The sequence below is a fragment of the Pseudomonas libanensis genome (assembly GCF_001439685.1).
Classification (GTDB): Bacteria; Pseudomonadota; Gammaproteobacteria; order Pseudomonadales; family Pseudomonadaceae; genus Aquipseudomonas; species Aquipseudomonas libanensis.
In genome coordinates this window covers 48,742-61,227 of sequence record NZ_JYLH01000016.1, presented here as the reverse complement: position 1 = coordinate 61,227, position 12,486 = coordinate 48,742, and the positions used below count along the sequence as shown (strand labels likewise).

Here is a 12,486-nt window from a genome sequence, read left to right as displayed (position 1 = left end):
GGATAAGGCAGAAACATTTCCACACACTACCATCACTCAGGTGCCCAAGGTCAATGCTGGCCAGGATGAGGCGCTGGGTACTCATCAGTCACGTTCAAGGCTCTAGCGTAGGGCCCATCCCACAATTGTTCATGCAACGCTCCCACACGCTTGGCCATCGCTTCACTGCGCATCACCACCTCCAGGTTGCGCGAGTTATCCAGATAACCGCCCAGCCAGTTGCTGGTGCCGATCCACGCCACTTGCCCGTCGATCTCCATGGTCTTGCTGTGGATCACCCGCGCGTAGGGGATAAAGCCTTGCTTGGCCTCAGGCAGCGTGACGATCTTGATCTCGACGTTGGGCAGCACCGCCAGGCTCTTGAGGTAGGGCAATTCCAGCTTGTCAGTGTTCCAGTTGGACACCATCAGTTTGATCGATACCCCACGGGCAGCTGCGGCGCGCACGGCGTTGTCGATCACCGCGTAGTACGGCCGGGTCCGATCCGGGCCGTAGGACAGCGGCGCATAGTCGAGCAATTGCACGCGCACTTCTTTTTTTGCTTCGCCCAGCAGGCGTGGCAGTTCCAGCTGTGAGTCGCCTACTCCGGGCGGGTTGTAGCGTTGCGGGCTGGCCACCAGGTAATTGCCGACACGTGCAGGCTCTTGGCCGGTGGCCGGCAGCGGCACCGGTTGTTTATCGGCGAGGGCGGCCTGGGCTTGCCAGTCCTGATCGAAGATCGCCTGGACCTGGCTCACCACCGTCTCGTCCGTGATCCGCAGCCCGGTTTCGTGGATATGTTCCAGGGAGCGCCAGTCGAAATTCTGGCTACCGATAAATGCCTGCTTGCCATCCACCACAAGGTATTTGGCGTGGATGATGCCGCCGCTCAGTTGCCCGTAGGGCAGCACACGGAAGGTCAGGTTGGGAATCGCACGCAGGCGTTCCAGGGTGGCGGCTTCCGATAACTTGAGGCCTTTTTCTTCCAGCAGGAAACGGATTTTCACACCGCGCTTGCCGGCAGCCTCAAGGTGCTCGATGACCTTGTCCATGACCGAGCCGGGATGATCGGCGGCGTAGAACTGGCCGATATCAATGCGGCTTTTCGCACCGTCGAACAACTCGATCCATACCGCGCCGGTCTGGCGCAGATCGCCAGTGTCCAGGGTGGTGTCCACCGGCACGGTATGCACCAATTCAAACCCTGGAATGGAAAAGTCCGCCTGGGCCAGCGGACTAAGGAGCAAGCCGGCGAGGCTTGTGATACGCAACTTCATCGAAAGGGACATAAGCGTCTCATCGGACAAAAAGAAGGGGCGGGTGCATGACGCGCCCGCCCGGCGGGTCATGCCGTGCGGCTGTGCAACGGGGTCGGCACACGGTGTGGCGCTTCGGCCTGCTCGCGGGCGCCGCTGGCGGCGCGGATCAGCAGGATCTTCAACTGGTCGTTGATGCGTTCCAGGCTGTCCTGGAAGAAGTTGTGGAACACCACGCAGAACAGCGCGATGGCGATGCCCAGGCCGGTGGCGAACAAGGCCGTGCCGATACCACCGGATATCTGCCCTGGGTCGGAAACCCCTGCCGTCGCCAATGCCTTGAAGGTGTCGATGATGCCCAGAATGGTACCCAGCAAGCCGAGAAGCGGGGCGGCAGTGGTGATGGTCTCGATGATCCACAGGCTACGGGCCAAGGGGGCGCGGGTCTTCAGGTATTGGGTTTCGATTTCATCATCGAGGTCTTTGCGCGAGCCATTCGATGCCTTCTGCGCCAGCACCGGCAACACCATGTTCAGCGGCAGGCTGTGGCGGCGGGTCAGGCTGTCCGGCAAGTCGCGTTCGCTGTGTACCTGGGGGCCCAGGGCGTCGGTGAGGGCGCGGGCCTGGCGGCGCACATAGGCGAAGTAGATGCCGCGTTCGATGGCGATAAAGATCGCGATGGCCATCGCCGCATACATCACATAGAAGGTGACGTCGTGGAGCAGGTTCATATCCATGATGGTGTTCCTCTTGGGTCAGTCTTAGAAATTCGCTTCCAGCGAAACCGTTACGGTGCGGTCCAGGCCGACGATGTACGCCGGGTCGCCATCGCGAAAGCCGCTGTAGCTGGCCGCGTTGGTCTTGGTGGTGTACACGCCGTCCAGGTACTTCTTGTCGAACAGGTTGTCGACGTTCAGGCGCAGGGTTGCGTCCTTGACCACCTTCTTGTCCACCGGCAGGTAGATACCGGCGCCGAGGTTGAATACGGTGCGTCCGGAAATGGCTTCGTCGTTGGTCAGGTCGCCGTAGAGCTTGCTGGTGTACTTGCCGCCGAAGGTGCCGTAGAAGCGCCCGTCGTCATAACCGATGTTGGCCGCCAGCATGTTCTTGGGCACGTTGGCGAACTGCTTGCCGCTGGTGGGCAAGACGATGGCTTTGCCGGCGTTGTAGACGGTCATGTCGTCTTGCTGCTCGGCTTTGGTGTAGGTGTAGGAGGTGTAGTAGTTGAAGTGGTGAGGCAACTGGCCGCTCCATTCCAGCTCCAACCCTTTGTTGGTGACCGCACCGACGTTGATGTCGGCGGCGTCGCCGTTGATGTCTTTGGATGAGACCTGGCGGTTCTTGAAGTCCATGTAGAACAGGGTGGCGGCCAGGCTCATGTCGTCGCCGCTGTAGCGCCAGCCCAACTCGTGGTTCCAGCTGGTTTCCGGCTCGAGGTTGATAGAGTCGGCGCCCTTGTCATAGAGCGCGTAGTTCTGCGGTACGCGCATGTTGCGCGAGAGGCTGTAGAACAGCTGGTCACGCTCGTCCAGCTGGTATTTGAGACCGACGTTGGGCAGCAGTTTATTATAGGTCTGGTTACGTTTTTCCGGCTGCTCGGTGAGGCTGCCGTGGTTGGTGCCGTCACGCTCGACGTTCATGTACGCAAGGCCGGCAATGAAGGTCCAGTCCGGGTTGATGTACCAGGTGTCCTGGGCCCAGACTTTTTGCGCCGGGGTGACAGTGAAGCGGTCGCGCCCCTGGATCTGGTTGCCGTTGGCATCGACGATGGCACTGTTGGAGTCGGGCCAGGTATCGACCGGCTTGCCATTGCTCTTGAGCGGAATGAACGGCTGGGTCTGGCTCTGGCGTGCGCGCTCGTACCAGTAGCCGAACTGCAGGCTGTGGTCGCCCAGGTCCCAGGTCAGCTTGGTGGTGATGCCCGGACGCCAGGTCTGGGTGCGCGAAGGGCGGTAATACACGCCGCTGTTCGGCGTGCCATCGGCGTTGTATTGCGCGGCGGTGGGCAGGTTGCCGAGGTCGAACACACCGCCCTGGTTCGAGCCGCGGTTGAGCGCATAGGCGGACGAGCCGACGCCGCTGCCGTTGCCCCAGTAGTAATACGGGATCACCGACAGGGCCAGGTTGTCGGCCAGTTTGAACTGGGTGTTGAGCACGGCGGTAAAGGTCTGGAACGGGTTCTGCGCCAGGGCGTAGTAGCTGTTGTACTTGCCATTGCTGCCCACGCTCGGCGTCGCCGGGTAGGGATCGTACTTGCGGCCGTTCTGCTGGAACTGCGCCTTGGTCAACTGGCTGTAACTGTTGTTGTCCTGCTCGTGGTACTTGAGGATCAGGTTGGCGGTGTTGCCGTTGCCGGCGTCGAAGAAGCTGTTCCACTCCACCTTGTCAGCGCGCACCGCGCCTGAGCCACGCCACATTTCCCCTTCGGTATGGGACACCGACAGCCAGTTGCTCAGGCCATTGATCTCGCCGGTATTGAGGCGGGCGAAGGTCTTGCGCGTGGCGTTGCTGCCGACGACTTGCTTGACGAAGGCGCCGGTTTCCTTGGTCGGGCGAATGGTCACGATGCCGATGTTGCCGCCGCTGGAACCGATGTGCGGGCCGTCGGCTTCCGATGCGCCCTGGGTGACGAAGATCTGGTCGATATTCTCCGGGTCGCCCAGCAGGTTGGAGTACAGCGCATAGTTGCCGGAGTCGTTGATCGGCATGCCGTCCACCGACATGCCCACCTGGTCGGAGTTCATGCCGCGCATGGTGAAGCGAAAACCCGAGAGACCGGTGTTGTCTTCACTGGAGATGTTCAAGCCCGGGGTGTACTTGAGCTTGTCGATGGCGTTGCCCGTCGCGGCCTGCTTGTCCAGGGCCTCCTTGGTTACCGTGGAGCGGCCCTTGATGCTCTCCTCCGGGACCATATAGCCGCCGCCGGCGGTCGCCTTGCCTTGTACGCCAATGGTGCCGACGTCACTGTCGCTGGTATCTGCCATGACCATTCCCTGGGTCATGCTGGTCGCGGCAACGAGTGCCAGATGAATACGGGTGAACTTCATCACTGTCGTCCTGGGTCGGGTGCTTATTGCACGCTGTAGTTGAAGGTGGCGGTGAAGCGTTGCTCGTTGCGCCCCCCGAAGGCTTGCTCGGGGAACGGCTTGACTTGCTTGATGCGCCGCAAGCTGTTGGTGGCAGCCCGGTTGAGCAGCATGCTTGAGGCCGGGCTTTGTACGCCGGAGTCGAGAACGCGACCCTGGCGATCTACCAGCAACCACACCACCACCTCGCCACTCGGGCGTTCGAGGGACGCCTGGCGCCCGGTGGGGTACTGCTTGTAGGTGTCCAGTTCGTTGCGCAAGCCTTTGAGGTAACCACCTTCCAGGGCCTGGCCATCGACTTTCGGCGGCGCAGGCGGGGCTGGCGGCGCCACAGGCGCTGTCGGGGCTGCCACGGGCGCAACGGGTTTGGCTGCGGCCACCGGCGGCGTGGGCACGGCCTTGGCAACCACCGGCTTGGGCAGCGGTTTTGGCTTGGGCTTGGGTTCGGGTTTGGGCAGCGGCTTGGGTGGCGGTGGCGGTGGCGCTGGCTCGGCCTCCTCGTCTTCGATCACCGGCGGTGGCGGCTCTTGCTCCACCACCGGTTCCGAGACGACTTCCGGCTCCGGTTCGACCAATGCCAACTCGACCGCCGACTCGTCATACACCGGCTCGACCTTCAAGGTCTGGGACTGGATACCCAGTGCAATCAGCACCAGGGCGATCACGGCGGGGACACTGCCCAGCAGCTGACGCGCACGAAACAGCACGTACATGATCAGGACTTACGCGTAGCGATGGATACGGAGGTGAAGCCACCCAGGCGCAGGGTGTCCATCACTTCCACCAGGCGCGAGACTTCCACGCCTTTGTCACTGTTGACGATGATCGTCGACTTGCTATCGGGCTTTTCGGCGGCCTTCAACGCCGGCACCAAGGCATCCACCGTCAGGTCCTTGCCATCGAGTTGCAACTGGCCTTCCAGGCCCAGGGTGAGGATGAATTTGTTTTGCGGTTTGAGCTGCTGTGAACTGCTGGCGCTGGGCAATTGCGTCTTCATGCCGAGCGCGGGAATCACGTTCAAGCTCACCAGTACGAAAAACACCAGCAGGAACATCATCACGTCGATCATCGGGATCAGCTCGATGTGCGCCTTGCGTTTCTTGGGTTCGTCCCAGGTTCTCATTCCGTTACCCCGTCAGTGAATTAGGGGCAAGACGCTAACAGGCAAAAATGACCGAACGGTTAACTTTAATTGACGGTTTAAAGGCTCTAGGACGCGTCTTTCAGAAAACTTACCGGTCACTTTTGCGACGTAATGAAACTGACATGCACGGGGTACATCCTCAAGGAATTTATCTCGAGAGCCGCCCCGTATGCCCACTGCGTTGCCTCATTTATCCACCCCGCGGCTGCTGTTGAGAGCGCTGGAAATGCACCAGGCCGAGATGCTTTTCGCGCTGGCCAACGGGCCGAAAATTGCCGACAACACGGCCAATATTCCATCGCCCTATACCCTGGAAACAGCGCAGGCGTTTATTGCCGGGGTCGGCGAAAAATACCGCGCCAGTGAGTGCCTGAACCTGGGGATGCATGTGCGTGACTCTGGCGAATTGATTGGCATGGTCAGCCTGCGTCTGAGCGCTCGTCATCACTACGGGCACTTGGGTGGCTGGGTGGCGGCGCACTGCCGTAACCAGGGGTATGCCGCCGAAGCCGCGAGCGCGGTGATGGACTTCGGCTTCGCTGAACTGGGATTGCAGCGCGTAGACAGCCAGTGTTTTGGCCGCAACAAGGAATCTGCGCGAGTCATGGAGAAGATCGGCCTGCGCTATGAAGGTTGTATGCGCCAGGCATTCTTGAAAAATGGTGTATACGAGGACCTGCTCGGGTTTGCCATCGTGCGTGACGATTGGGAGCAACGGCTATGAGCGGTGTCGTGGACCACGACCGGCGTCGAGTACTCAGCGGGCTGGCGGTCGCTACGGCGTTTTCCATCCTCAGCCCGTTTGCGCGCAGTGCCGGGGTGGATTATCCGTTCACCCTCGGTGTGGCGTCCGGCGATCCGTTGCCGGATGGTTTTGTGATCTGGACGCGCCTGGCACCTTCTTTCGACGCTGTGGATGGGCGCGGAGGGTTGAGTCGTCCAGTGCCGGTACGTTGGCGGGTCGCCACTGATGCGGCGATGACGCAGATCGTGAAGCGAGGCGAGGTCATGGCGACCGAGCGTTTCGGCCATTCGGTGCACATCGAAGTGGCGGGGTTGGAGGCGGGCAGGCCGTACTGGTACCAATTTGAAGGGCTGGGCGCGCAGAGCCCGGTGGGCCAGGCGCGCACCACACCTGCACTGCATGCCATGGCCTCGGCCCGGCTGGGGTTTGTGTCCTGCTCGCACTGGGAGCGCGGTTATTTCAGCGCCTACCGCCACCTGGCTGCCGAGCAGCCCGACCTGGTGTTTTTCCTCGGCGACTATATCTACGACAGTTCCTACGCGGCGGATTCCGGCAAGGTTTTTCGCTCCCATGGCAGCGGCAATGCGCAGACCCTGAGTGACTACCGCAACCGCTACGCGCTGTACAAGACCGATCCGGACCTGCAGGCCCTGCACGCTGCCGCGCCCAGCGTGGCGACCTGGGACGACCACGAAGTGCAGAACGACTATGCCAACCGTTGGTCCCAGGACCCCAAGGTCGGCGTGACGCAATTTCTGCAGCAACGGGCGGCGGCTTACCAGGCCTATTACGAACACATGCCCCTGCGCGCCAGCAGCGTGCCGAAAGGCGCGGACATGCGCATCTACCGGCGCCTGGACTATGGCCGGCTCGCCCGTTTTCATGTGCTCGACGGTCGTCAATACCGTTCCGGGCAACCCTGTATCCAGGCCAATGGCAGTCGCCAAGGGCACATTGAGACCAGCCCATGCCGTGACTTGCGTGACCCTGCCCGCACGTTGCTCGGCTGGCAGCAAGAAGCCTGGCTGGACCAGGGGTTTGCCCAGTCGAAGGCACAGTGGAATGTGATCGCCCAGGACCTGCTGGTGGCGCCGCTGATCCAGCGTGATCTCACCAACCACAAGCCAGGGCGCTGGACCGATGGCTGGGATGGCTACATGGCGAACCGTTCGCGGATGCTGGCGTCCATCACGCGCCATCGGTTGAGCAATCCGGTGTTCTGGGGCGGCGACATACATTCGTTCTGGGCCACGGACCTGCATGCAGAGGCCGACAATCCGGACTCGGCGGTGGTCGCCACCGAGTTCGTCGGCTCGTCGGTGACGTCAGACGGGCCGCCCTATGACGCCTTTATGAAGATCATACCGCTCAACCCCCATGTGAAGTTCTTCGACAGCCGGCAGCGCGGGTACGTATCGGTGGAGTTGACGGCCCAGCGGATGCTGACGAACTTTCGCGCGATCAGTGATCCGCGGGACCCGGCGGCGACGGTGTCGACGTTGAAGTCGTTTGTGGTAGAGCCGGGGAGGGCGGGGGCGATTGCCGTGTAGCCTATTTCTCTGTGGCGCATCAGCCCCCTCCCACATTGATTTCGTAGCGCACCGACAGGGCGCCTTTTTTCTCCGACAATGCCAAAATCGTCACCTGGCCCAGTTCGCTCAACATTTGCACATGGGTGCCACCGCACGCATATGGCGGCAACTGGCCGAAGCCAACTTCCCGGATGCCTTCTTCCAGCCTCATATGCCGTGGGTAGTCGGCTGCGATCCATTGGTTGACCTGCAGTTGAAGCATTTGGGCATCCATGTCCTGTGCAGCTTCGCCACGGATAAACGTGATCTTGCCTTCACCCGGCCAATGGTGGGCCTTGATCGGCATCCAGCCCAGACGTTCGCCGGCATTGCCAATCAAATGCCCCGCCGAATGCAGGCGGGTGTGCAGCGCGCGGCGCTGTGCATCGACTCGCGCAATGACTGGGCCGGCTTGCAACGGCTGATCAACGTAGTGCACCACATGTTCGGCCTCCTGTATGACCCGCAGTACCTGGCTATCTCCGAGCCAGCCAGTGTCGAACGGCTGGCCGCCGCCTTGGGGATGGAAGATCGTCGACTGCAAGATCACGGCAAATTGCTCTTCGTGCGCAGTGCAACTGAGCACTTCCAGCTCGGCCGTCAGGTGGTCGTGGGTAAAAAACAGGCGCTCGGTCATCATCTACATCCGCATCAGGGTTCTGTGGGCAGTATAAATAGTGCGTGGATGGGTGATAATCCGTTCAATTATCAATGGACCTGTGCGTCATGAGCATCAATCTTCCCTTGCCGCTGTTGGGTGAAATGGCGATTTTCGTCAAAGTCGTGGAAACCGGCAGCTTCTCGGAGGCGGCGCGGCAACTGAGCGTTTCGCCGTCGGCCGTGAGCCGCAGCATTTCACGCCTGGAGCAGGCCCTGGCCACGCGCTTGCTGCAACGCACCACACGCAAGCTGCGCCTGAGCGAGGGTGGCGAAGAGGTGTTCAAGCGTTGCCAGGAGATGGTCAACGCGGCCCGCTCGGTGATGGAAATCAGTGGCCAATTCAACCATGAAGCCGAGGGCCTGGTTCGGGTCAGCGTGCCCAAGGCGGTGGGGCGCTTTGTGGTGCATCCGCATATGCCGGAATTTCTGCGGCGCTATCCCAAGGTGGATGTGCAATTGATTCTCGAGGATCGGCACGTGGACCTGATCGACGATAACGTCGACCTGAGCATTCGCATCACTGACAGCCCGCCGCCTGGCTTGGTCGGGCGCCAGTTATTGCCCATCGAACACTTGCTGTGCGCGACGCCGCAGTACCTGGCCGAACATGGCACCCCATGCCATCCCCACGATTTGCTCGAACACAGTTGCATCTACCTGGGGGAAACTCCGGGCGACTCGCGCTGGAAATTTCGCCAGGCCGGCAAGGCGGTGACGGTTGGCGTACGCGGGCGTTATGCGGCGAACCACACTGGGGTGCGGTTGGATGCGGTATTGCAGCATGTGGGGATTGGCAGCTTGCCGTATTTCACGGCGCGGCATGCGTTGGCGGCGGGCCAGTTGGTGCAAGTGTTGCCGGCGTGGGACTTTATTGCGTCTTACCATGGCGAGGCGTGGTTGCTGCATTCGCCGACGCGGTACTTGCCGCCGAAGTTGCGGGTGTTTATTGATTATCTGGTGGAGTGCATGGCGAAAGAGCCAAAGCTAAATGTGGGAGGGGGCTTGCCCCCGATAGCAGTGGGTCAGTCAATGCAAAGGTGACTGACAGACCGCTATCGGGGGCAAGCCCCCTCCCACATTTGAATCTCAGTGTTTGAAAAATCAGTGCTTGCTCTGGTCTTGGGGCATGGCCAGCAGTTGCTTTTCCTGGTTCCAGTCGAACGGTTCGTCGTTCTGTTCAGCTTCATAGCGACGCTCTTCCAGGGCCTGGTACAGGTCCAGTTCCTCGTCGGGCATGAAGTGCAGGCAGTCACCGCCAAAGAACCACAGCAGATCGCGGGGGACCAAATGGGCGATCTGCGGGTAGCGCAGGATGACCTGGCTCATCAGGTCCTGGCCCAGGTACTGGCTTTCGATCGGGTCGATCGGCAGCAGGGCGCGCAGTTCGTCAAAACGCTCCAGGAACAGCGAGTGGCTTTCCTCGGGCACCTGTTCGGCTTCGCCGACGGCAACCAGGATGCTGCGCAAGTGGTCGAGCAAGACGAGATGATCGGCAACGACGTTGGACACGAGATAAGTCCTCTAAAGCAAAAACGGGCGCGAGAGTATATGCCTCTCGCGCCCGTATTTATATGACCGCTTGACTCAGCGGACTTTACCTTCGGCCTGCATCAGCTCTTCCTTGCTGAAATCATCCACGTCGATCACTGTGCGCCGCGCCGCTTCGGCGTCACGCAAGGTTTGCGCTTCGGCCGGTTGCAGCACGCCGGCGTGCAGGGCTGCGTCGATGGCAGACTCACCGGCCGTCGGTTTGACTTGCCCGCTTTTAAGCGCGGCATGCAGTTTTTTCTGCAACGGATGGCTGGCACCGAGCAGGTCGTAGGCATGCTGCAGCGCGCCCACTGGGTCTTCTGCCGATTGCGGGCGATAGCAGCCGGCCAACAATTCTTCCAGGGTCGGGTCGCCCTTGGCGCGACCGATCACTTCGGCCACTTCGGCATCCAGCGCGTCGGACGGCCCGGTATGCCGACGCCCGAACGGGAACACGATCACCCGCAGCAGACAGCCCAACACTTTGTTCGGGAAGTTGCTCAGCAGTTCATCCAGTGCGCGTTCCGATTTACCCAGGCTTTCTTCCATGGCCCAGGCGAACAGCGGTTCCAGGTGATCCGGCGAGTCGAGGTCGTGATAACGCTTGAGCGCCGCCGATGCCAGGTACATATGGCTGAGCACGTCACCCAGGCGCGCCGACAAGCGTTCGCGACGTTTCAGTTCGCCGCCCAGCAGCATCATGCTCAGGTCTGCCAGCAGCGCAAACGCCGCCGCCTGGCGGTTCAGGGCGCGGAAGTAGCCCTGGCTCAAACGGTTGCCAGGGGCTTTGTCGAAATGCCCGAAGCCCAGGTTCAGCACCAGGGTGCTGGCCGCGTTGCTCACGGCAAAGCCGATGTGTTGCATCAGCAGGCCATCGAACTCCTTCAGCGCCTGGTCATGGTCTTCGCGACCGGCCAGGGCCATCTCCTTAAGGACGAACGGATGGCAGCGAATCGCGCCCTGGCCGAAAATCATCAGGTTGCGCGAAAGGATATTCGCGCCTTCCACCGTGATGAAGATCGGCGCGCCTTGCCAGCTACGACCCAGGTAGTTGTTCGGGCCCATGATGATGCCCTTGCCGCCGTGCACGTCCATGGCGTGGCTGATGCACTCACGGCCGCGCTCGGTCAGGTGGTACTTGAGGATCGCCGACAACACCGAGGGCTTCTCGCCCAAATCCACGGCATTGGCGGTGAGCATGCGGGCGCTGTCCATCAGCCAGGCATTGCCGCCGATGCGCGCCAGGGCTTCCTGGATACCTTCGAAGGCCGACAGCGGTACGTTGAACTGCTCGCGCACCTGGGCGTATTGCCCGGTCACCAGGCTGGTGAACTTGGCCGCGCCGGTACCGACTGCCGGCAGGGAGATGGAGCGGCCCACCGACAGGCAGTTCATCAGCATCATCCAGCCCTTGCCGAGCATTTCCTGGCCACCGATCAGGTATTCCAGGGGGATGAACACGTCCTTGCCGGAGTTGGGGCCGTTCATGAACGCGGCGCCCAGGGGCAGGTGACGACGGCCGATTTCAACGCCAGGGGTATCGGTTGGAATCAATGCCAGGCTGATGCCCAGGTCTTCTTCATCGCCCAGCAGATGGTCCGGGTCATGGGCCTTGAAGGCCAGGCCGAGCAGGGTCGCGACCGGGCCGAGGGTGATGTAGCGTTTTTCCCAGTTCAGGCGCAGGCCGAGGGTTTCCTTGCCTTCCCATTCGCCTTTGCAGATCACGCCGGTGTCGGGCATGGCGCCCGCATCGGAGCCGGCCAGCGGACCGGTGAGGGCGAAGCATGGAATGTCGTCGCCACGGGCCAGGCGCGGCAGGTAGTGGTTGCGTTGTTCCTCAGTGCCATAGTGCAGCAGCAGCTCGGCCGGGCCGAGGGAGTTGGGCACCATCACGGTCGAGGCGAGGTCACCGCTGCGGGTCGCGAGTTTCATGGCGACCTGGGAGTGGGCATAGGCGGAGAATCCCTTGCCGCCATATTCCTTGGGAATGATCAGGGCGAAGAAGCCGTGGGCCTTGATGTGTTCCCAAGCCGCCGGCGGCAGGTCCATCGCCTGGCCGATTTCCCAGTCGCTGACCATGGCGCAGAGTTCTTCGGTAGGGCCGTCGATAAACGCCTGTTCTTCTTCGGTCAATTGCGCCTTGGGGTAGGCCAGCAATTTGTCCCAGTCGGGGCGCCCGCTGAACAGTTCCCCGTCCCACCAGACGGTGCCGGCATCGATGGCATCGCGTTCGGTCTCGGACATCGGCGGCAAGACTTTCTGGAACCAGCTGAACAGCGGCTTGGTGAAGTATTGGCGGCGCAGGTCGGGCAACAGCAACGGCACGGCGACCACGGCGATGAGCACCCAGAAGATCAGCAGCAGCCAACCCGGTGCGTGGCTCCAGGCGCCCATCGCCAGCAGGTAGACGGCGACCACGCCCAGGGCGGGCAGGGGGGCGGTACGGCGGTGTGCCAGGTAGGCAATGCCGACCACCAGCACCAGTATCCACAACAACAGCATATGCAATCCTCCG

General features: G+C 61.6%; 11 protein-coding genes. 3 read left to right on the top strand and 8 right to left on the bottom strand.

Annotated elements, in window-relative coordinates; all coding sequences use genetic code 11:
• Nucleotides 1-50: 50 nt before the first annotated feature.
• Genes TU73_RS22540 through TU73_RS22520 form a run of 5 tightly spaced genes read right to left on the bottom strand, consistent with a single transcriptional unit; the run spans nt 51 to nt 5,444 of the window.
• A complete protein-coding gene (locus tag TU73_RS22540) occupies nt 51-1,268 on the bottom strand; it encodes a phospholipase D-like domain-containing protein (RefSeq protein ID WP_057014065.1) in 1,218 nt (405 codons plus the stop codon).
• Between the two features lie 56 nt (nt 1,269-1,324).
• On the bottom strand, nt 1,325-1,972 hold the full coding sequence (locus tag TU73_RS22535) for a MotA/TolQ/ExbB proton channel family protein (protein ID WP_057014064.1): 648 nt from the start codon (nt 1,970-1,972) through the stop codon (nt 1,325-1,327).
• 24 nt (nt 1,973-1,996) lie between these two features.
• A complete protein-coding gene (locus tag TU73_RS22530; RefSeq protein ID WP_057014063.1) occupies nt 1,997-4,282 on the bottom strand; it encodes a TonB-dependent receptor in 2,286 nt (761 codons plus the stop codon).
• A 23-nt stretch (nt 4,283-4,305) separates the two neighbouring features.
• Nucleotides 4,306-5,034 carry an energy transducer TonB family protein gene (locus TU73_RS22525; RefSeq protein WP_057014062.1) on the bottom strand — a complete coding sequence of 243 codons (729 nt, stop codon included), beginning with the start codon at nt 5,032-5,034 and terminating at the stop codon, nt 4,306-4,308.
• A gap of 2 nt (nt 5,035-5,036) precedes the next feature.
• Nucleotides 5,037-5,444: an ExbD/TolR family protein gene (locus TU73_RS22520; protein WP_003237138.1), complete on the bottom strand. Its 408-nt coding sequence runs from the start codon at nt 5,442-5,444 to the stop codon at nt 5,037-5,039.
• A gap of 190 nt (nt 5,445-5,634) precedes the next feature.
• On the opposite strand from TU73_RS22520, the gene TU73_RS22515 reads away from it, so the two are divergent.
• Entirely contained in the window at nt 5,635-6,189 is a 555-nt protein-coding gene (locus TU73_RS22515) for a GNAT family N-acetyltransferase (RefSeq protein WP_057014061.1), read from the top strand.
• Nucleotides 6,186-7,760: an alkaline phosphatase D family protein gene (locus TU73_RS22510; RefSeq protein WP_057014060.1), complete on the top strand. Its 1,575-nt coding sequence runs from the start codon at nt 6,186-6,188 to the stop codon at nt 7,758-7,760. The genes TU73_RS22515 and TU73_RS22510 overlap by 4 nt, the downstream gene beginning before the upstream one ends.
• 19 nt (nt 7,761-7,779) lie before the next feature.
• Here the strand turns inward: TU73_RS22510 and TU73_RS22505 are convergent, their stop codons facing one another.
• Complete coding sequence (locus TU73_RS22505) at nt 7,780-8,418, bottom strand: alanyl-tRNA editing protein (protein ID WP_057014123.1); 639 nt, start codon at nt 8,416-8,418, stop codon at nt 7,780-7,782.
• Between the two features lie 89 nt (nt 8,419-8,507).
• Between TU73_RS22505 and TU73_RS22500 the strand changes: the two genes are divergently transcribed.
• Nucleotides 8,508-9,482 carry a LysR family transcriptional regulator gene (locus TU73_RS22500; protein WP_057014059.1) on the top strand — a complete coding sequence of 325 codons (975 nt, stop codon included), beginning with the start codon at nt 8,508-8,510 and terminating at the stop codon, nt 9,480-9,482.
• A 60-nt stretch (nt 9,483-9,542) separates the two neighbouring features.
• On the opposite strand, the gene TU73_RS22495 is transcribed toward TU73_RS22500, so the two are convergent.
• Nucleotides 9,543-9,950 (bottom strand): PA2817 family protein, encoded by a 408-nt coding sequence (locus TU73_RS22495; RefSeq protein WP_003190109.1) that lies wholly within the window; start codon nt 9,948-9,950, stop codon nt 9,543-9,545.
• Nucleotides 9,951-10,025: 75 nt separating this feature from the next.
• Nucleotides 10,026-12,473, bottom strand: a complete 2,448-nt coding sequence (locus TU73_RS22490) for an acyl-CoA dehydrogenase (RefSeq protein WP_057014058.1) — start codon at nt 12,471-12,473, stop codon at nt 10,026-10,028.
• Nucleotides 12,474-12,486 lie beyond the last annotated feature (13 nt).